Annotated in this window: 16 protein-coding genes; 9 read left to right on the top strand and 7 right to left on the bottom strand. The window is 76.6% G+C overall.

The genetic code is table 11. The features are described from left to right. The first annotated feature begins 118 nt into the window (after positions 1 to 118). Positions 119 to 3388, top strand: coding sequence for an AfsR/SARP family transcriptional regulator (locus tag ACZ407_RS14945; protein WP_468128468.1), 3270 nt, complete (start codon positions 119 to 121; stop codon positions 3386 to 3388). Here the strand turns inward: ACZ407_RS14945 and ACZ407_RS14950 are convergent. Both ACZ407_RS14950 and ACZ407_RS14955 read right to left on the bottom strand, forming a co-directional pair. Then, positions 3372 to 3566, bottom strand: coding sequence for a hypothetical protein (locus ACZ407_RS14950; RefSeq protein WP_468128469.1), 195 nt, complete (start codon positions 3564 to 3566; stop codon positions 3372 to 3374). The two genes, ACZ407_RS14945 and ACZ407_RS14950, sit on opposite strands and share 17 nt — an antisense overlap. A 202-nt stretch (positions 3567 to 3768) precedes the next feature. Then, the gene (locus ACZ407_RS14955; RefSeq protein ID WP_468128470.1) at positions 3769 to 5058 is read right to left on the bottom strand and encodes an MFS transporter; all 1290 of its coding nucleotides are present in this window, start codon (positions 5056 to 5058) and stop codon (positions 3769 to 3771) included. A gap of 253 nt (positions 5059 to 5311) precedes the next feature. On the opposite strand from ACZ407_RS14955, the gene ACZ407_RS14960 reads away from it, so the two are divergent. The 8 genes from ACZ407_RS14960 to ACZ407_RS14995 all read left to right on the top strand — a co-directional run bounded on the left by ACZ407_RS14960 (position 5312) and on the right by ACZ407_RS14995 (position 12544). Further along, entirely contained in the window at positions 5312 to 6343 is a 1032-nt protein-coding gene (locus tag ACZ407_RS14960; RefSeq protein ID WP_468128471.1) for an ABC transporter substrate-binding protein, read from the top strand. After that, on the top strand, positions 6330 to 7418 hold the full coding sequence (locus tag ACZ407_RS14965) for a FecCD family ABC transporter permease (RefSeq protein WP_468128472.1): 1089 nt from the start codon (positions 6330 to 6332) through the stop codon (positions 7416 to 7418). The genes ACZ407_RS14960 and ACZ407_RS14965 overlap by 14 nt, the downstream gene beginning before the upstream one ends. Next, positions 7415 to 8197, top strand: coding sequence for an ABC transporter ATP-binding protein (locus ACZ407_RS14970; RefSeq protein WP_468128473.1), 783 nt, complete (start codon positions 7415 to 7417; stop codon positions 8195 to 8197). Before ACZ407_RS14965 ends, ACZ407_RS14970 begins: the two co-directional genes overlap by 4 nt. A 109-nt stretch (positions 8198 to 8306) precedes the next feature. Then, on the top strand, positions 8307 to 9158 hold the full coding sequence (locus tag ACZ407_RS14975; RefSeq protein ID WP_468128533.1) for a Rossmann-like domain-containing protein: 852 nt from the start codon (positions 8307 to 8309) through the stop codon (positions 9156 to 9158). Then, positions 9155 to 10240, top strand: coding sequence for a GHMP family kinase ATP-binding protein (locus ACZ407_RS14980; RefSeq protein ID WP_468128474.1), 1086 nt, complete (start codon positions 9155 to 9157; stop codon positions 10238 to 10240). The genes ACZ407_RS14975 and ACZ407_RS14980 overlap by 4 nt, the downstream gene beginning before the upstream one ends. Continuing rightward, complete coding sequence (locus ACZ407_RS14985; protein ID WP_468128475.1) at positions 10161 to 11216, top strand: pyridoxal-phosphate dependent enzyme; 1056 nt, start codon at positions 10161 to 10163, stop codon at positions 11214 to 11216. Before ACZ407_RS14980 ends, ACZ407_RS14985 begins: the two co-directional genes overlap by 80 nt. 113 nt (positions 11217 to 11329) lie before the next feature. Next, entirely contained in the window at positions 11330 to 11866 is a 537-nt protein-coding gene (locus tag ACZ407_RS14990) for a hypothetical protein (protein ID WP_468128476.1), read from the top strand. 6 nt (positions 11867 to 11872) lie between these two features. Next, positions 11873 to 12544 carry a hypothetical protein gene (locus tag ACZ407_RS14995; RefSeq protein WP_468128477.1) on the top strand — a complete coding sequence of 224 codons (672 nt, stop codon included), beginning with the start codon at positions 11873 to 11875 and terminating at the stop codon, positions 12542 to 12544. Between the two features lie 49 nt (positions 12545 to 12593). Here the strand turns inward: ACZ407_RS14995 and ACZ407_RS15000 are convergent, their stop codons facing one another. The 5 genes from ACZ407_RS15000 to ACZ407_RS15020 all read right to left on the bottom strand — a co-directional run bounded on the left by ACZ407_RS15000 (position 12594) and on the right by ACZ407_RS15020 (position 18658). Next, positions 12594 to 13046: a GNAT family N-acetyltransferase gene (locus tag ACZ407_RS15000; RefSeq protein ID WP_468128478.1), complete on the bottom strand. Its 453-nt coding sequence runs from the start codon at positions 13044 to 13046 to the stop codon at positions 12594 to 12596. 148 nt (positions 13047 to 13194) lie between these two features. After that, the gene (locus tag ACZ407_RS15005; protein ID WP_468128479.1) at positions 13195 to 16125 is read right to left on the bottom strand and encodes a trypsin-like peptidase domain-containing protein; all 2931 of its coding nucleotides are present in this window, start codon (positions 16123 to 16125) and stop codon (positions 13195 to 13197) included. Between the two features lie 3 nt (positions 16126 to 16128). After that, positions 16129 to 16485 carry a trypco2 family protein gene (locus tag ACZ407_RS15010; protein WP_468128480.1) on the bottom strand — a complete coding sequence of 119 codons (357 nt, stop codon included), beginning with the start codon at positions 16483 to 16485 and terminating at the stop codon, positions 16129 to 16131. Between the two features lie 177 nt (positions 16486 to 16662). Further along, entirely contained in the window at positions 16663 to 17907 is a 1245-nt protein-coding gene (locus ACZ407_RS15015) for a YncE family protein (protein WP_468128534.1), read from the bottom strand. Positions 17908 to 18034: 127 nt separating this feature from the next. Further along, positions 18035 to 18658 (bottom strand): TetR/AcrR family transcriptional regulator, encoded by a 624-nt coding sequence (locus ACZ407_RS15020; protein ID WP_468128481.1) that lies wholly within the window; start codon positions 18656 to 18658, stop codon positions 18035 to 18037. Positions 18659 to 18752 lie beyond the last annotated feature (94 nt).

The following is an 18752-nucleotide window of genomic DNA, read 5'->3' on the forward strand; positions in this document are numbered from 1 at the left end:
GCCCACTCCGATGGCATGCCCATGTGAACCGCTTAGGATGACGCTCCGTACATCGGCGGGCCAGTGCGGCTGGGGACCCACCGCCGGGTGGAGCTGTGCGTGCGCACAGGGGGAATTCGTGAATATCTTCGTGCTCGGATCCGTGGGGGTGTCCCACGGGGGACCGGTGCTGACCGCCGGGCCGCCGCAGCAGCAGGCGACCCTCGCCGTCCTCGGGCTCCGGGCGGGCCATGTCGTGCCGCTGCACGAACTGACCGCCGCGGTCTGGGGGGAGTCCGCCCCGGGCTCCGCGGTGATGATCCTGCGGACCTACGTCTGGCGGCTGCGGAAGCTGCTGGAGGAAGCGGAGCCCGGCAAGGCCGGGGCCCAGGCCCTGGAGTCCGCGAACGACGGCTACCGGCTCGCAGTGCCGCCGGGAACGGTCGACGCCGTACGGGCCGAGGAACTGGCCGCGAAGGCCGCGCGCGCCCACGCGGCCGGGGACCTGGAGGTCTGCGCCGCAGCCCTGGCCGAGGCCGGGGCCCTGTGGCGGGGCGAGCCGCTGGCCGGGGTGCCGGGGCCGTTCGCCGAGAGCCAGCGCTCGCGTCTGACGGAGCTGCGGCTGCACCTGCTGGAGGAGCGCCTCGGGGTGGACCTGCTGCTCGGGCGGCACGAGCGGGCCGTCCCCGAGCTCACCGCCCTCATCCGCGAGGAGCCGCTGCGGGAGCGCCCGTACGGGCTCCTGATGCGCGCGCTGTACGCCGCGGGGCGGCAGGGCGACGCCCTCGCCGTCTTCGGCCGGGCCCGCGAGGTGCTGGCCGACGAACTCGGCCTGGACCCGGGCCCGGACCTCCGCTCCCTGCACGCCCGCATCCTGTCGGGCGACCCCGCGCTGCTGCCCGCTCCCGCAGCCCCCGCCCCCGGGCCGGGGGCACCGGTGCCCGCCCGGCTCGCGGCGGCGCCCGCTGCCGCCGCGCCGACGGCAGCCGCGGGAGCGCAGGACGCGGCCCCGGGCGGTGTTCCGGCTTCCGGCGGCGCACCCGCGGGACCCGAGGAGGCCCCGGCGGCGTCCGCCGGCGGTCCGGCCGGGGCGCCGGACACCGCCGGGCCGGGGACGCACGGGACGGGGGTCCCGTCGGCCCCCGGGGGTCCGCGGGTCCCCGGGAGCCCGGGAGCCGACGGGGCCGCGCTGCCGGGCGGGCCCCGGGCGGCGGGGCCCGGCGCCGCCGCGGCGCCCGGCCCCGAGCAGGGGCAGGGCGCGGCGGGGTACGTCCGGCCCGCCCAGCTCCCGGCCGACATCGCCGACTTCAGCGGCCGGGCCGCCGAACTCGCCGCCCTCACCGGCGCCCTGAGCGACCCGGCCCGCACCGCCCTGGCCGTCGCCGCGGTCAGCGGGATGGGCGGCATCGGCAAGAGCGCCCTGGCCCTGCGGGTCGCGCACCACGTCAAGGACGCCTATCCCGACGGCCAGCTCTACGCCGACCTCCGCGGCACCGGCAGCGACCCCGTCGACCCCGGCACCGTCCTGGCCAGCCTGCTCGGCGCCCTCGGCGTGCCCCGCCGCGAGGTGCCGCCGTCGACGGAGGACCGCGCCCGGCTCTTCCGCACCGTCCTGGACGGCCGCCGGCTGCTCCTGCTGCTCGACGACGCCCGGGACATATCCCAGGTCAAACCGCTGCTCCCGGGCGCCGCGGGCTGCGCCGCCGTCGTCACCAGCCGGGCCCGCCTGGGCGGGCTGCTGTCGGGACGCCACGTCCAGCTCGCCGAGTTCACCCCGGCGGAGGCGCTCGGGCTGCTGCGCCAGATCGTCGGCGCCGACCGGGTGGACCGGGAGGAGGAGGCCGCGGCCGCGCTGGTCGCGGCCTGCGCCCTGCTGCCGCTGGCGGTCCGCATCGTCGCCGCCCGCCTCGCCGCCCGGCCCGGCTGGACCGTCGCGCACCTGGTGTCCCGCCTCGCCGACGAACGGCGCAGGCTGACCGAGCTGCGGGCCGACGACCTGGCCGTCGCCGCCGTCTTCGAGCTGGGATACCGCCAGCTGACCGGGCCTCAGGCGGGCGTGTTCCGCCGGCTCGCCCCCGTCTCCCGGCCCGGCATCGGGCTCACCGCGGCGGCCGCGACCCTGGACCTGGCCGAGCCGGAGGCCGAGGAGCTGCTCGAAGCCCTGGTGGACGCCGCACTGCTGGAATCACCCGAGCCGGGCCGCTACCGCCACCACGAGCTGGGCCGGGACTTCGCGCTCAACCTGCCCGCCCCGGCCGGCGAGACCGCCCCGCCGGTGCAGCACCGGCTCCTGCAGCACCTGTTGGGCATGGCGGCCGAGGCCTTCCAGTGGATGGTCCCCGGGGACCCGGTGCACCGGTCGATCGTCGCGGCGGCCACCGAACCGGGGGAGGGGCGGCTCGCGGACCTGTCCGAGGCCCGCGCCTGGGTGGTCGCGGAGTTCGACTGCGCACTGCACGCCGTCCAGCTCGCGGTGCGGCGGCCGGACACCGCGGACCCGCAGCAGCTGACGATGGCCGCCGACCTCCTGGTCGCGCTCAGCTCCTTCGGGCAGGACATCCCGTACGCGCGGGTCATCGCGACCGCCGCCGAACTGGCCCGGGCCGCGACCGTGCAGGGCAACGACCGCGCGGCCGGGCGCGCCCACTTCCTCATCGGGAACGCGGCGCTCCAGGCCACCGATCTCGGCCGGGCCCGTGCGAGCGCCGAGCTGGCCGTGCGGGCCTGCCGCCGGGCGGGCGACCGGGCGATCCTCCAGCAGGCGTACAACGACCTGGGGGTGATCGCCCAGTTCGAGCACCGCTTCGGCGAGGCGGCCGACTGCTTCGACGAGGCGCTCGTCCTGGCGCGGGAGCAGGGCCACCGCTCGGGCGCCCTGACGATCACCCTCAACGCCGCCCTGGCCCGGGTCCGCGGCGGCCGGGCGGCCGAGGCGCTGCCCGCGTGCGAGGAGGCCCTGGAGGCGCTGCGGGAGATGGCCGACGCCCACGGAGTCGCCCACGCGCTGTGCGTGCGCGGGCAGGCCCTGCACGAACTCGGCCGGCTGGACGACGCGCTGGCCGCGTACGAGGCGTGCCTGGACCTGTGCGACGCGGCCCGGATTCCGGTGCAGCGCGCGCAGGCCGACTACCGCCGCGCCCGGACGCTGAGCGACCTCGGCAGGACCGGCGAGGCGCTGGAGGCCTCGGCCCGGGCCGTGGACCGCCTGCGCACGGTGCCGGGCCGGGGCCGGGACCGCGGCTACGCCCTGCTGATCCACGCCGGGCTCTGCCTGGCGGCGGGCCGCCGCGAGGAGGGGCTGCAGCACGCGGGCGAGGCGCTGGAGGTCTTCGAGCGGGCGGGCCTCCCGGAGGCCGAGGAGGCCCGCACCCTGCTCGAGACGCGCGCGGCGGTCAGGCCTTCGTGTTGAACTCGTTGTGGTCCAGGCGCGGGCGGGGCGCGGTGACCTCGTCGGCCGAGACGCTCGTGTCGCGGTCCGCGGTGAGGACGGGGGCACCGGCGGTGGCGCCGACGGCGAGCAGCGCCAGCAGCGCGGCGGGGACGAGGAGGGCCAGACGGCGCGTGACGGACGTGCGGGGGTGCGGCACGGTGGATCCTGTCTGTCGGTCCAGGCGCCGTGTGCGGCCCCTGGCTGGCTAGCGGGTTGTTCTGCCGAGGAGACTCGCAGAGGCCCATCTACGTTTCATATACGCCGCCGCCCGCCCCCGGCGGTCCCGGGTCCGACCGGTCGTCGGCCTGCTCGTGACGGCCCTCCCACCGGGCTCCGGTGGGAGGGCCGCGGGGTCGTGGTCAGCGGGTCGGGGCCGGCCCCTTCGCGAAGTGCCGGGTGGTGGGGACGAGGGCGGCGGCGAGGGGGGCGAGGAGGCAGGCGGCGGCGCAGGCGGCCAGGACGGGGGTGGGGCCGAAGGCGGCGAGGGCGGGGGGCATCAGGGAGAGGGCCAGGGGGGCCAGGCCGTAGGAGACGAGGAAGTCCAGGGAGGAGACCCGGGCGAGTTTGTCCGGGGCGACCTCGCGCTGGGTGGCGGTGAACCAGGGGACGTTGAAGAGCTCGATGCCGATGCCGGCGACGGCGTACGCGGCGACGACCAGGGCCGGGTGGACGGGGAGGGCCAGGCTCAGGGGGGCGAAGCCGTAGGCGGCGAGGCCGGCGAGGGCGGCCCAGCCGGGGGCGCGGGGGCGCAGCCGGGCGATGAGGAAGGCGCCGCCGAGGGCGCCGAGGGTGTACGCGGTCATGGCGGCGGCCAGGACCCACCCGGTGCCGTAGCGGTCGCGGCTGATCAGGGGCAGGGCCACGCTGGTGGCGGAGTAGCCGAAGGCGATGACCGTGACGAGGGCGGCGAGGCCGGCGAGGAACCAGGGGTGGCGGCGGGCTTCTCGTACGCCCTCCAGGAAGTCGGTGCCCACCCCCTTCAGGCCGCGGGAGTTCCCCCGGTCCGCCCCCTCGCCCTTCGGCTCCCCGTTCGCGGCCGCCTGCCGCGTCGTCCGGCTCGGGGCCAGGGCGGTGGTGAGCCAGAGGAGGGATATGCCGAGGAGGAGGGTGCGGACGTCGAGGACGGTGGCGAGGAGGGCGGTCAGGGCGGGACCGGCGAGGGTGGCGGAGCGGACGGCCATGGTCATGGCGGCGTTCGCCTGCGGGCGGTGTTCGGGGGCGACGGTCTCCGCGGTCAGGGCCTGGAAGGCCGGACGGCAGGCGCCCTGCCCGGCCCCGGCCAGGGCGGCGGCGGCCGTCATGAGGGCCGGGGAGTGGCCGAGGCCCAGGGCCAGGAGGGGGGTGGAGAGCGCGGCGGCCAGGGCCGACCACAGGACGACGGCGCGGCGGGAGTGCCGGTCGGCAAGGACGCCGCCCACCGCCACGGCGAGGAGGAAGCCCGCGGTGCGCGCGGCGAGGGCCAGGCCGAGGCCGGCTGCGTCGAGGTCGCGGTGGAGTACGGCGAGTCCCAGGACGAAGGGCAGGGCCCAGGTCGCGAGGCCCGAGGCGGTGGTGCCGGCCCACAGGCGCAGGAACGCGGTGTCGCGCAGGACCGAACGCCGGGGCCGGGGGCCTGAGCTGAGGGGGGCGGGGGCGGGTTTGGTCGCCACGGGTGGGAGCTCCTCGGAGGTGCGCAGGGGGCGGGAAAGGGGCGCCCCCCGGGGTCGTAAATGAAAATGATTGCCATTACAGTACCCTGTGAGCCGTGCGGTTCTGCCAGGTGCATGACAGATGCGCCGGGCGGATGCACGGGTGCGGTCCACCGCGCCCTCGGGCGCCCGTGGGCCCCCGTGCAGCCGCGTACGCCTCCGCGCGTCCTGCCGCCGGCCGTCCTGCCCCCCTCTTCAGACCGGAGATCTCCCCATGCGTCACCCCGCCCGTACCGGCGCCGCCTTGGCCGTCGTCCTGTCCCTCGCCGCCGCGGGCTGTGCCGCCGGAGGGGGTGGCGGCCGGAGTGACCGGGAGGACGGGCGGGCCGCCGCCCGGAGCGTCTCCGTCGGGAGCTGCGGCCGCACCCTCGCCTTCGGCCGGGTCCCGGAGCGGACCGTCTCGCTGGACCAGGCCTCGACCGAGACCCTCCTCGAACTCGGCCTCCAGGGGCGGATGGCGGGAACGGCCAACCTCAAGACGAAGATCCCCGCGCGGTACGCCGACGCCTACGCCCGGATCCCGGTCCTCGCGCCGAAGATCGCTTCGGCCGAGCAATTGCGCGCTGCGCAACCGGACTTCGTCGTGGCCGGCACGGCCGACCTCTACACCGCCGACCGGGCCGGCACCCGTGAGGAGCTGGGTGCGCTCAAGGTCCCCGCCTTCGTCAGCGCCGTGGACTGCCCGCAGCAGAACCCGGCCGTCCGCAGCCCGTTCGAACTGCTCTTCTCCGACTACGAGAAGCTCGGCCGGATCTTCGGAGTGGAGGACCGGGCCGCCCGGCTCGCGGCCGCCCAGCGCGCCGCCGTCGCCAAGGCGGCTGCGGACAGCGCGGGTTCCGGCGGCCGGCGGCCCAGCGTGGTCTACCTGTACTCCGTCTTCAACGGGCTGCCGTACGTGGCCGGCCGCACCGGACTGCCCAGCGAGATGAGCCGGATCGTCGGGGCCCGCAACGCCTTCGACGACGTGGCCGAGGACTGGCCCGAGGTCACCTGGGAGGAAGTGGCCCGCCGCAACCCCGACTTCCTCGTGATCGGGGACCTGTCCGAACGCGGCCGGCCCGGGGACAGCGCCGCCGAGAAGCGGGCCGTGATGGCCCGGCACCCCGTCGTGTCCAAGCTCGCCGCGGTCCGCGAGAACAGGATCCTGGAGGTGCCGGGCATCGAACTCGACCCCTCCGTGCGCTCCGTGCACGCCCTGGGGCTGCTGGCCGCCGGCATGAAGGACTTCGACCGTGTCCGCCGCTGACCCGGCCGGCCCGCCCGGCGGGCGCGGGCGGGCGGCGGACTTCCTCCTGGCGGCCCGCCGCCCCGTGGCCCGCCGCCCCGCGGTCTTCCTCCCCCTCGCCCTGGCCGTGCTCGGCCTCTCGGTCCTCGCCGGGGTGCGCCTCGGGACCGCGGACGTGGGCTGGGGCGGACTCGCCCGGGCCCTCGGCAGCCGCCTCGGGCCGGCCGTGGAACCGCTGCCCCCGCTGCTCGACTCCCTCGTCTGGGACCTGCGGCTGCCGCGGGTGCTGATGGCCGCCCTGGTCGGGGCCGCGCTCGCCGTGTCCGGCACCGTGCTCCAGGCGGTCACCCGCAACGCGCTGGCCGACCCGTACCTGCTCGGGGTCTCCTCGGGCGCCTCGGCGGGAGCCGTGGCCGTCCTCGTCCTCGGAGTGGGCGCGGGCACCCTCGGGCTCACCGGCGGGGCGCTCGCCGGAGCGCTGCTCTCCTTCGGACTGCTCCTGCTGCTACTCAGGCGCAGCGGACTGGACTCCGTACGCATCGTGCTCACCGGGGTGGTCGTGGGGCAGCTGTTCACCGCACTGACCTCGCTCGTCCTGATGGCCTCGGCGGACGCGGACACCACGCGCGCCGTCACCCACTGGCTGCTCGGCTCGATGGCCCCGGCCCGCTGGGACACCGTGGCCGTGTGCGCGGTCGTCACCCCGCTCGGGCTGGCCGCCGCGTGGCTGTGCGCGAACGACCTCGACGGGCTCGCGTTCGGCGCCGACACCGCCGCCTCGCTGGGGATCGGCGTACGGCGTACCCGGATGGTGCTGCTCGTGGTGACGGCCGCTCTGACCGCCGTCGCGGTCGCGACCGTCGGCGCCATCGGCTTCGTCGGGCTGATCGTCCCCCACGGGGTCCGCTTCCTCGTCGGGCCGCTGCACCGGGTGCTGCTGCCGTGCGCCGCCCTCGCCGGCGCGGTGTTCCTGGTGTGGACGGACGCGCTGGCGCGGATCGCCTTCGCCCCGCGCGAGGTCCCGGTCGGCGTGATCACCGCGCTGCTCGGCGTACCGCTGTTCCTGTGCGTGCTGGGCAAGAGGGGGGACCTGTGAGGATCACCGCCGAGGGGCTGAGCTGGTCGGTGGCGGGCCGGACCGTCGTACGCGGGGTCGGCGCCGAGATCGCCCCCGGGGAGACGGTCGGACTGCTGGGCCCGAACGGCTCGGGCAAGTCCTCGCTGCTGCGCTGCCTGGCCGGCCTGCGGGCCCCCGATGCGGGCACGGTCCGCTACGACGGCCGGTGCGTACGGGACTGGAGCGCCCGGCGGATCGCCCGCCACGCCGCCTTCGTCGCGCAGGACTCGGGCGCGGACGGCGACCTGCGGGTCGCGGACGTGGTGGGCCTGGGCCGGACCCCCTACCGGGGCCGGCTGCGCGGGCCGGACGCCGCCGACCGGGAGGCGGTCGCCGAGGCCCTGGAGCGGGTCGGGCTCACGGCGCTGGCCGGCCGTTCCTGGCGGGCGCTGTCGGGCGGGGAGCGGCAGCGCGCCCACCTCGCCCGCGCGCTGGCCCAGCAACCGCAGGCGCTGCTGCTCGACGAGCCGACCAACCACCTCGACATCAGGCACCGGCTGGAGCTGATGGAACTGCTGGCCGGGACCGGGCAGACCGTGCTGGTCGCCCTGCACGACCTGTCCCTCGCCGCCCGCTACTGCGACCGGCTGCTGCTCATGCACCACGGCCGCCTGGTCGCCGCCGGTCCGCCCGCCGAGGTGCTGACGCAGGTGCGGCTGGCCGAGGTGTTCGAGGTGGACGCCGTACTCGCCGCGGATGCGCTGGGACATCCGCACCTCGCCTACCGGGCTCCCCGCGGCCCGGCCCGTCATCCGTAGAAGCAGAAGCAGAAGCAGAAGAGCGGCAGTAGCAGAAGCGCAAGCCGCAGCAGAAGAGGAGAACCGACCCGTGAATCCGACGACCCCCGTCCCCGCTCCCGTTCCCGCCATCGCCCCGACCCCCGTCCCGACCTCCGCCCCGCTCGCGTCCGTGGACGCGCTCTTCGAGGCCGTGCTCGCCGGGGAGTACGGGAGGCCGCCCGCCGAGCTGACCGCCACCAGCGTGTTCCGGATCCACCACGGCACCCGGCTCGCCGGCGGGGACACGACCTACCTCAACCAGTACGTCCTCGTCCGCCTCGGCGGATCCTTCGGCGGCTGCGCGTTCGAGTCCGGCGAGATCGGTCCCGCGGTCTGCGGGGAGTTCTCCGGCGCCCCGCTCGACGTGCTGCTGCGCGAGGGCCCGCGCCCGCTGCGGATCGCCGCCCTCGACGCCTGCCTCGCCGAGGCCCGTCCGCACCCGGCGGCCGCCCGGGCGGGCGCGGCCGAGCCGGTCACCCTGCCCGCCGGCGCCCCCGAGGTCCGCGCCCGGGCCCGGGACGCCGCCATCGCCGGGCTGCTCGACATCGAGGAGGGCGCCGCCGTCGGCCTCATCGGGGTGGTGAACCCGCTGGTCGCGGCGATCCGGGCGCGCGGCGGGCAACCGCTGCCCTGCGACTTCAACCTCAAGGCCACCCAGTGGGGCGACCCCGTGACCGACGACATGCACGAGGTGCTGGACCGGGCCGACGCCGTCGTGGCCACCGGAATGACCCTGGGCAACGGCTCGTTCGACACCATCCTCCGGCGCTGCCGGTCCCGCGGAGTGCCGCTGGTCGTCTATGCGCAGAGCGGCAGCGCGGTCGCCCGTGCCTTCCTCGGCTCCGGCGTGACCGCCCTGTCCGCGGAACCTTTCCCGTTCTCCCAGTTCAGCGCGGAGGAGACGGTCCTGTACCGCTACCGGACGGCGGGCGGCGCGTGATCCCCGCACCCCGCCGGACCTCCGGCACCGGGTACGCGCCCTGCCACCACGGCGAGATCCTCCAGGGGGTCTTCCTCGACGGGGACGGCCGCCGGTGCGCGGGCCTGGTCACCCTGCCGATGCCCGGGCCCGGCACCCGGGCCGGGTTCGTCCGCCGGCCCGGCAGCCCGCCGCAGGAGCTCACCGTCGTGCCGGCAGGCCGCACGAAGGCCGCCCGCGCGGCGGCGCTCGCGGTGGCCGAGTGCGCACGGCGGTCCGGACTGCCGCCCTGCGGCGGGGAGTTGACCCTGAGCGGGGACGTGCCGGTGGGCTGGGGCATGGGCAGTTCCACCAGCGACGTGACCGCCGCCGTGCGCGCGGTCGCGGACGCGTACGGGGTGCGGCTCGGGCCGGACGCGGTGGCCGGGCTGACCGTGCGTGCCGAGCTCGCCTCCGATCCCCTGATGTGGGGCAGCCGCCGGCCCGTGCTCTTCGCGCAGCGCGAGGGCCGGGTGCTGGAGGTCCTCGGGCCGCAGCTCCCGCCGCTGGTGGTGGTGGGCTGCGCCCTCGGCGGCGGCGCGCCCGTGGACACCCTGGCCCTGCCGGTGCGCGAGGCCGGGGAGGAGGACGTACGGGCGTACGAGCGGCTGCGCACGCGGCTGCGCCGGGCCGTCGCCACCGGGGACGCGGCCCTGCTCGGCGAGGTGGCCACCGCGAGCGCCTGGCGGGGCCAACGCGTGCTGGCACACCCGGAGTTCGAGGCACTGGCCGGGATCGCGCGCCGGGTCGGTGCGGTCGGAGTGCAGATCGCGCACAGCGGTGCGGTGGCGGGGGTGCTCTTCGATCCGGCGGCGCCGGGCCTGCGGTACCGGGTGCGCAGCTGCCTGCGCGCGCTCGACGTCCACGGCATCCCCGCCACCCGGACCTTCGCCACCTTCACGGAATCCGGAGAGCTTCCGGGCGCCGGGGTCTTCACGGCCCCCGCGGCCCCGGCAGCCCTCCCGAGCAGCAAGGAGATCCCCCATGGACGAGCACGTCGCCGAGGCGGTCGGCCGGCCGGACCTGATGAGACTCGACGACCGGCTGGTCTGCCTGCGCTTTGAGACGATGAAGGCGGTCTCCGCCCTCGCCGCCGTACGCCACCTCCTGGAGACCGGTGCGGTCCGCCGCGGGGACACGCTCCTGGACAGCTCCAGCGGCATCTACGCGTACGCCCTCGCGCTCGCCTGCCACCGGTACGGGATGCGCTGCCACATCGTGGGGTCCAGCACGGTGGACCGCACGCTGCGCGTCCAACTGGAGGTGCTCGGCGCGAGGCTGGAGCAGATGGAGCCGTGCAGCGACCTCAAGCTCGACCAGAAGCGGCGGGTCGCGCGGATCCACGAGATCCTCGCCGAGCATCCCGAGTACCACTGGATGCGCCAGTACCACGACGACATCCACCACCTCGGCTACCGCCCGATCGCCGACCGCATCCGGGCGGAGACCGGCGGGGAGCCGCTGACCCTCGTCGGCGGGGTCGGCTCGGGGGCCTCCACCGGGGCCCTCGCCCGCTATCTGCGCGCGGGGGGCGGGGCGGGCGGTACCGGGGGTGCGGGCGGGCCGTGCGACGTGGAGCTCGTCGGGGTGCAGCCGTACGGGAGCGTCAGCTTCGGTGCCGAGCACGTGAGCGATCCCGAGATCATCATCGCCGGGATCGGCAGCTCGATCCCGTTCGGGAACGTCCGCCACGAGCTGTACGACGTCCTGCACTGGGTCTCCTTCGACGCGGCACTCGCCGGCAGCGTGGACCTGCTCCGGCGGCACGCGGTCTTCGCCGGGCTGTCCGCGGGGGCCGGCTACCTCGCCGCCCGGCACGAGCGCGGGCGCTCCCCGGGCCGTACGGTCCTCTTCGTCGCGGCCGACACCGGCCACCGCTACGTGGACGGCGTGTACGCGCGGCACGCGGAGGCCGCGGCGCTCTCCTCGCTGGTGCCGCAGGAGGTCTCCGACCAGGCGGGACTGGCGCTCCCGTGGTCCCGGATGGCGTGGAACCGGGCACCGGCGCCGGCGGCCGCGGCGGTGCCGCGGCAGGTCTGAGGGCGGGCGGGCCGGGGCGGGTCGAGTACGGGCCGGACGGCGTACGGACCGGGGGCGGTTTGGGGACGGGACGGGCGGGCAGGCGCACAGGTCTTCGAGACGTGGAGGCTCCCATGTCCACCACCACACTGCTCGCCGTCCTCATCCCGGTCGCGGTCGTCCTGGTCCTCGTCGGCATCGCCGCGTGGATGATCCGGCGCAGGCGCGCGCTCCGGGAACGGTTCGGGCCGGAGTACGACCGGACCGTCGAGGAGACGGGGAGCAAGCGGGCCGCCGAGGCCGAGCTGCGGGAACGCGAGACCCGCCACGACCACCTCGAGATCAAGGAGCTGCCCGACGACCGGCGGCACCGGTACGAGGAGGCGTGGATCGCGGTCCAGCAGCGCTTCGTGGACGACCCGGAGAGCGCCGTGGGGCGGGCGGACGACCTGCTCACGCGGCTGATGCGCGACCGCGGCTACCCCACCCGGGGCTACGAGGACCAGCTGCGCGAGCTGTCGGTGGAGCACGGCCGGACCCTGGAGCACTACCGGGCCGCCCACGAGGTGAACGAGCGCAGCGGGCAGGGCCGGGCGACCACCGAGGAGCTGCGCGGGGCGATGGTCCACTACCGCGCGCTCTTCGACGATCTGATCGGAACGGCGAGGTGAGCCGAGATGACGAACGGGAACGACCGCTACGGCCCGACCACCGAAGGGCCCGCGGATTCCGGGGTGGAGCCGGACACGGGAGCGGAGCGGGACGGAGACGGGGCGCGGGCCCCGCTGTATCCGGGTGAGGCCACCGGTGAGCGCGAGGACGCCGCCGAGGAGGTCCGGCAGGAGCGGGACGCGGCCGACGCCAAGGAGGCCGCGTACGAGGAGAGCAGGAACGCGGGCACCGGCACCGGAGCGGGAGGCGTGAGCGGCGCGGAGGGAGTCGGCCCGGACATCGGCCCGGACGGCGGTCCGGACGGCGGTCCGGCCGAGGGCACGGCTGCACTGGTCCGGCCGGAGACGGCGGGCGGGGGCAGCGCGGCGGATGGTGCCGGTGACTCCGGTGCGGGCGGGGACGGGCAGGGCGTGGCGCTGGTCGACGGCGACCGGGCGGAGCAGTACCGGCAGAACTGGGCCGGGATCCAGGGCCGGTTCGTCGACGACCCGCGCGGCGCGGTGCGTGATGCCGACCTGCTGGTCGCCGAGGTGATGCAGGACCTGGCCGGCACCTTCTCCTCGTACAAGCAGGAACTCGAAGGGCAGTGGCGGCAGGGGGAAGAGGTGGCCACGGAGGACCTGCGGCTCGCCCTCCGCAGCTACCGGTCCTTCTTCGACCGGCTGCTGCGGACCTGAACCGCGGGGCGGGGGCGGGGGTGTCCGCGGAGGGCCGCCCGCCCCCCGGTCAGAGCTGGAGCTTGAAGCCCACGTGGGACCCGGTGAAGCCCAGGCGCTCGTAGAAGCGGTGGGCGTCCTCGCGGAGCCGGTCCGAGGTGAGCTGGACGAGCTGGCAGGCCTGGCTGCGGGACTCCGCGACGGCCCATTCGATCAGCTGGGCGCCGAGGCCCTCGCCGCGGACCGAGCCGTGGACGCGTACGCCCTCGATGACGGAACGGGTCGCGCCCTTGCGGGACAGCCCCGGGATGATCGTCAGCTGGAGGGTCCCGACCACCTCGCCGACCCGCTCGGCCACGACGACCCGCTGGTTGGGGTCGTCCTTGAGCCGCGTGAAGGCCGCGAGGTAGGGGGTGAGGTCGTCGGGGGACTCGCGGGTGGCCCCGAGCTCGTCGTCGGCCAGCATGGCCACGATGGCCGGCAGGTCGGCCTCGGTCGCGGGCCGGATCTCGATCTTCGTCATGGCGCGCATGCTATCCGCGGGCCCGTGCGGCGCTCCTGCCCCGGGGGCTCCGTCCGCGCGACCTGGCCGCCGTCGACTCCGGCCCGTCCGGTGCCCGAGCTCCGGGGTCCGGCGCTCGAGCCCCGGCTCGGCCCGCCGCAAGCGTGCCTCAGCCCTCCGGCCCCGCCCCGCCGCCCGGGCGTTCGGCGAGGGACCGGACGACGGGCAGCAGGGCGTCCCGGAGCGGGGCCATCTCCTCCTGTGCCGCCCGCGGAAGGGTCGCCATGACCTCCAGCGCCTCCAGGTGCAGCATGACCGTCTTCTCGGGGGACGCGGCCACCTTGCGGTGCAGCAGCGCCGCCAGTGCCAGCCCCTGGGCCTGCGTCAGGCGCAACTCCACGGGCAGCGGCGGGGGTACGGCCCGGTACACCGCGGCCGCCTCGTCCAGCAGCTCCAGCCGGTGTGCGTCGCCCTCCCTCCCGGCCAGATGGATGGCGAGCCCGATCAGCGACAGGCCGTACTCGCAGGCCCGGTGGACGTCCGCGCCGGCGGGGCCGAGCTGCCGGTGGATCGCGACGGATGCCTCGTACGCGGCCCGGACCCCGTCCGCCGGGATGCCCGGTCCCGGGCCGTGCCCCTGCGCCCCGCACGCCTGCCACGCGTGGGCGAGGCACCGCAGGGCGGCCGCGAGCTGGGCACGGCCCTCGTACGTGCCCGCGGCGGCCAGGGCACGGCGCAGGCCGACCTCCTCCTCCGCGCACCTCAGGGCCTGGCCGGGCCGGCCTGCCCGCCGGAGGTGCTCGGCCTGGGCCCGCAGCGCAGCGGCGAGGACGGCATCCCGGTCCTCGTGCGCAGGATCCGCCCTGCGGATGGCCGCGACCCCCTCGGCCCCCCTGACCGCTGCGGCGGCGTGGTCGCCCAGGTTCTTCAGCCGGGCGCCGAGGGTGACCAGGGCCATGCCCAGGCTCAGCCCGCCGTCGGTTGCCTCGGGGAACTCGTCCAGATCCGCCCGGCACCGCGCCGCAACGCGGGCGTTGAGGTCCAGGCCCAGCTGCGCCAGCGCCGGGGACGGCGCCTGCGGCGGGATCACCCAGACCGCCTGCACCAGGGCCTCCGTACGCAGGGGGGCGGCCTCGAGCGCTGCCGACAGCTCGGCCGTGACCTGCGCCCCCTCGCCGACCCGGCCCGCGCCGTGGTGGGCCGCCGCGGCGCGCGTGAGCACGGTGAACAGCTGCACCTGCTGGGCCGGCGATGCCGCCCGCAGCAGCTCCGGCAGCACCCCCGTGCCGGCCAGGGCCCGGGTGGCGTGGAACTCGGCCACCCGGTCCGGCTGGAGCGAACCCCAGTAGCGGCCCTCGTCCGCCGGGTAGAGGGCGTGCAGCCATTCCGCGGTGTCCAGGGCCCGTTCGGGCGGCAGCCCCGGTACCGCGCCGACCACGGCCTCCGCCTCGGCCCGGTCGGCCGCCCCGCACAGGGCGGCCACGGCCACCGCCCGGCGCAGGGTGGTGGTCCGCAGGCCGTCCAGCCGGAACGCGGGTGTGGCCGCGGTGTCCTCCCAGTAGCGCTGTTCGTGGCCGAGCAGGGCGGCCTCGGCCGGTTCGCCCGCGACCGCGCCCACCGGGGCCGGGCCCTGCTGGAGCAGCGCGGCGAGGGCCGTCATCTGGAGGGTGAGCGCCGACTCGTGGCGCGCGTCCGCCAGGTCCCCGGGCGGGGGCAGGGCCGCGGCGAGGGCCGGCCAGCCGCCCGCCGCCCGGCCGGCCACGCCCGGCAGTTCCTCCAGGAGCGCGGCCAGATCGGCGGCGGCCCGGTGGAACGCGGCGGCGCGGGCCGGGGCCTCGGTCAGCGCGGCCAGCGGGCAGACGACGGCCTGAGCGAGCAGCTCCCGGCAGGCGGCCGTGGCCCCCAGCACGTCCGTACGCCACTCCCCGTCGGAGCGGGCCAGCAGGAGCAGCCGGACCCGGCTGCGGGTGGTGCGCAGCCGCTCGACGATCCGGCGTACGAGGTGCGGGCGGGTCTCGGCGTAGTCCACGACCAGCAGCAGCCAGTGCCGGGTGTCCAGGGCGGCCAGTTCCGGCTGCGCCCCGGGGCCGTCGCGGAGGTCCGGACGGAGGTGCCCGGTGATCCAGCCCGCCCGGCGCAGGCCGTCGGCGAGCTGCCGGGCCAGCCGGGACTTGCCCTGCCCGCCGGGCCCGGTCAGCACCCGCACCGAGAACGGCTCGGGGCCCGCGCACCAGTCGGCCAGCATGCGCAGTTCCTCCGTGCGGCCGTGGAAGGCCACCGCTTCCGCCTCGGCGCGCAGCAGCATCGCGGGGGAGCGGAGGTCGCGCTCCGGGGCCGCGGGGGAGAGCAGGTGGGCGGCCTCGGCCGGTTCCACCAGCGGCTCCCGGCCGGTGTGCCCGGCCACCACCGCCCGGAATCCGGGGTCGGCCAGGAGGACCGCGGCGGGCGTGGCGGTGAGCCGGGTGCCGCCCAGGGCCTGCCGGTCCCGCCGGACCACCCCGCACAGCAGGTCTCCCGAGAACACCGGCGCCCCGGACATGCCGGACCAGTGGGTGGCCCCGGGCGGCAGCGGCTCCCCGGGCACGGCCGTACCGCCCGCCACCACCTCGTACCGCCCGGCGAGCGAGCCGGTACCGGGCCGGATGGACCCCACCAGCTGCTCGTCCATCCGCCCGCCCTGCTCGGCGTCCCGCTGCATCCGCGGGAACCCGAGGGCGGTCACGGGGTGCGGCCGCACCCCGGCCAGGGCCCCCCAGCGCGGGGCGGGGAGGACCGGCGTCCGCGGCGGCCCCGGCGGTGCGGGGGCCGCGGATCCGGGGACCGCGGGCCCGGCCGGGTCCTGCGGCTCGGGCCAGGACGCGCCCTCCGGCAGTTCCAGGAGGGCCGCGTCGCAGGCGGGGTCCCGGCGGCTCCAGCGGAGCACGGCGGGGAGGCGGTCCGGGCCGAGGTCCGGGCGGCACACGGTCAGCCGGCCCGGTCCCAGCACGACGTGGGCGGCCGTCAGGACCAGGCGCGGCGCGAGGAGGTAGCCCGAGCCGAACCCCGTGCCGCTGCCGTCCGGCCGGTGCAGCCGGACCTGTACCCGGCGCCCCAGCTCCACGGGCTACTCCTCGTCGCCGATTTCCACGTCACCGGCGGGCGCGCCGGAACCGTCGGACCGGCGCGGCTCCAGCCGGACCGTGACCTTGTGGGTGGCCTTGTCCGCGTCCTCCCGCCTGCCGCCCCACTTGAGAACGCTGAAGCGGAGCCCGCCGTCCACGCCGCGGGTGCTGGCCAGCTCCATCCCGAGCTCGACGGTGATCTCGCCCAGTCCGAAGCGGACCCCCCGGTCGCCCCCGGCAGCCAACCGCCGCTGGGCCTCCGCGATCTGGTCCCGCAGCAGCGTGATCGCGTCGGCGAGGTCGAGCGCCCCGCCCGCCGCCGCGGCAGTGCCGTCCGCGGCCGCCCCCGTGTCCGTCATTCGGCCCCCTCGTCCTCGCCCCGGTCCGGACCCGCCGGACCCGCCATCCGGAATCCGGATCGCTCCTCACCGAACCTAACCACGGAGGGCCGGGCGGCGGCCCGGGGTTTGCCCAACTCCCCGCGCCGCGGCCCGGCAACCGGGCAGGCCGGCCGGGCCGGCGGCCCGGCCGGCGGCTCAGGCGGCGGGGCCCGTCCAGCCGGCCGGGACGCGGCCGAGCCGGACCCGCTGCGGGTGGTCGCCGACCGGCACCGAGACCGTGGGCCGCCCCGTCGCGAAGTCGATGGCCGTGATCCGGTCGGCGCCGCTCTCGGAGATCACGCAGGCGCGCCCGTCCCCGCTGACGGTGGCCCAGTACGGCTTCGACGCGGGCACCAGCGGACCTTCCAGGAGGGAGGCGCGGTCGACCACGGTGGCGTAGTCGTCCATGGTGCCCGCCACGCACAGCTTGCTGCCGTCGGGGCTCACGGACATGCCGTGGTGGCGCGAGTCGTTGACCCACGTGGTCCGGTCGCTGCTGGTCTCCGGGTCGGCGGGCAGCGTGCGCACCCGGGTGATGCGGTCGGCGGCGACGTCGTACTCGACCAGCCCGTTGAAGAAGGAGACCTGGAAGTACATCTTCGAGCCGTCGGGGGTGAAGGCGACCGGGCGGACCGCGTCCGAGAGGTCGGGGCGGCCGAAGGCGTCGAGCCGCTGCCGCATGTCGATGACCTTCACCTGGCGGAAGGTCTCGGCGTCGACGACGGTGATGCGCCGGTCCCCCTTCGTCCAGTCCAGCCACGGGGCGTCGAGGGAGCTGGTGACGTCGCCGATGGACATGTTCCACAGGAGGCGGCCGCCGTCGGTGAAGACGTTCTCGTGCGGCTTGTCCCCGGTGCCGAAGGAGCCGACGGCGCGGCCCGTGGCGATGTCGAGCACGTGCACCGTGTTGGAGGTGGAGGCGGAGACCGCCACCCGGGTGCCGTCGGGCGAGACCGCCATGTGGTCGGCCCGGTAGCCGGACACGGGGAAGCGCCAGTTCAGGCGGCCGGTGGCGAGGTCGATCGAGACCACGTCCGCGAAGCTGGGGCGGGAGGCCACCACCGCCGTGCCGTCGGGGGTGGCGTACATGTCGTCCACGTACTGGTCGTGCCCCTCGCCGGCCGTGTTGCGGATGCCCAGGAAGTAGCCGAGCTTCACGGGGTTGAGCCAGATCTCGCGGAGTCGTTCCGCTTTGTCGGGTATGACGTTGATCCGGCCGATCTTCTCCAGGTTGCCGGTGGAGGCGAGCACATCGGCCGTGCCCTCCCAGTTGTTGCCGACGAAGAGCACCTCGCGCAGCTCCCCGGCGGCCCGCGGGACCGCCGGTGCGGGGGCGGCCGCGGATTCGGCGGACGGGGCGGCGGCGGTGGCGGCCAGCGCGGCCAGCAGGGCGGCCGCCAGGGCGGCGCGCCGCGGCCGGGTCCGGCGCGGTCGGCGGGGGTGCTGGGACGTGCTGCTCGCGGGGATTCCGTTTCCAGCGTTCACAGTCTGCTCCTGAGGGGAGGAACGAAGACTTACCGCCGGTAACCTAGCGGTCGAGCATGCGGTGGGCCAGAAGCGTGAGGCTGTTGATGATGCGCTGCGGCTCCAGGCCCATCTGCCGGCGCTGGAAGCGGTACACCTCGGGGGCCAGCGGGCCGAGCAGGGTGTCCGCGCAGGCCTCGGGATCCGGGCAGCCGCCCTCGGTCAGCAACTTCCGCACGTGCGCCCGCCAGTAGCGGTAGGCGCCGGTGGTGAAGCGCGCGGCGCCCGCCTCCGCCCCCAGGGCCAGCGGGAGGTGACGTTCCAGCAGCTCGACCGAGGCGGCGTAGAACGCGGCCAGGCGCTCGGCCGCCGGGGCGCCCGGGCCCAGCGGGGGAGGCCCGTACGCGAGCCGGCCCTGCAGCAGCCGCTCGTGCTCGTCGAGCAGGGCTGCGGCGACCGAGGCCGGATCGGGGAACCGCCGGTAGAGGGTGGCTCGTCCTACCCCCGCGGACCTCGCTATCTGGTCCATCGTCACCGTGCCCGGGTCCTGCTCGGCGAACAGCTGCTCCGCGGCGGCGAGGATCTGGGCGCGGTTGCGCACGGCGTCGGCCCGCGGCCGGCGGCGCGGGGTGCGCCGGCCGGCGGCCGGTACCTCGCCCGGCAGCCGGAGCACCTCACCGTCAGTCATGGCCAAGACCTTACGCGGGGCGAACGGCGGCGGATCCGTGACCGAGACCCGCCGGACGGGCCGTGTCGGTGTTGGGCTGAACGGGTGAAACGCG

This window comes from Streptomyces sp. NPDC030809 (assembly GCF_055572195.1).

Bases quoted from the DNA above. Each gene is read 5' to 3' on its own strand.
- ACZ407_RS15000 (WP_468128478.1), bottom strand. From the start codon at position 13,046: ATGACGAAGATCGAGATCCGGCCCGCGACCGAGGCCGACCTGCCGGCC.
- ACZ407_RS15010 (WP_468128480.1), bottom strand. From the start codon at position 16,485: ATGACGGACACGGGGGCGGCCGCGGACGGCACTGCCGCGGCGGCGGGC.
- ACZ407_RS14995 (WP_468128477.1), top strand. From the start codon at position 11,873: ATGACGAACGGGAACGACCGCTACGGCCCGACCACCGAAGGGCCCGCG.
- ACZ407_RS15020 (WP_468128481.1), bottom strand. From the start codon at position 18,658: ATGACTGACGGTGAGGTGCTCCGGCTGCCGGGCGAGGTACCGGCCGCC.
- ACZ407_RS14960 (WP_468128471.1), top strand. From the start codon at position 5,312: ATGCGTCACCCCGCCCGTACCGGCGCCGCCTTGGCCGTCGTCCTGTCC.
- ACZ407_RS14985 (WP_468128475.1), top strand. From the start codon at position 10,161: ATGGACGAGCACGTCGCCGAGGCGGTCGGCCGGCCGGACCTGATGAGA.
- ACZ407_RS14990 (WP_468128476.1), top strand. From the start codon at position 11,330: ATGTCCACCACCACACTGCTCGCCGTCCTCATCCCGGTCGCGGTCGTC.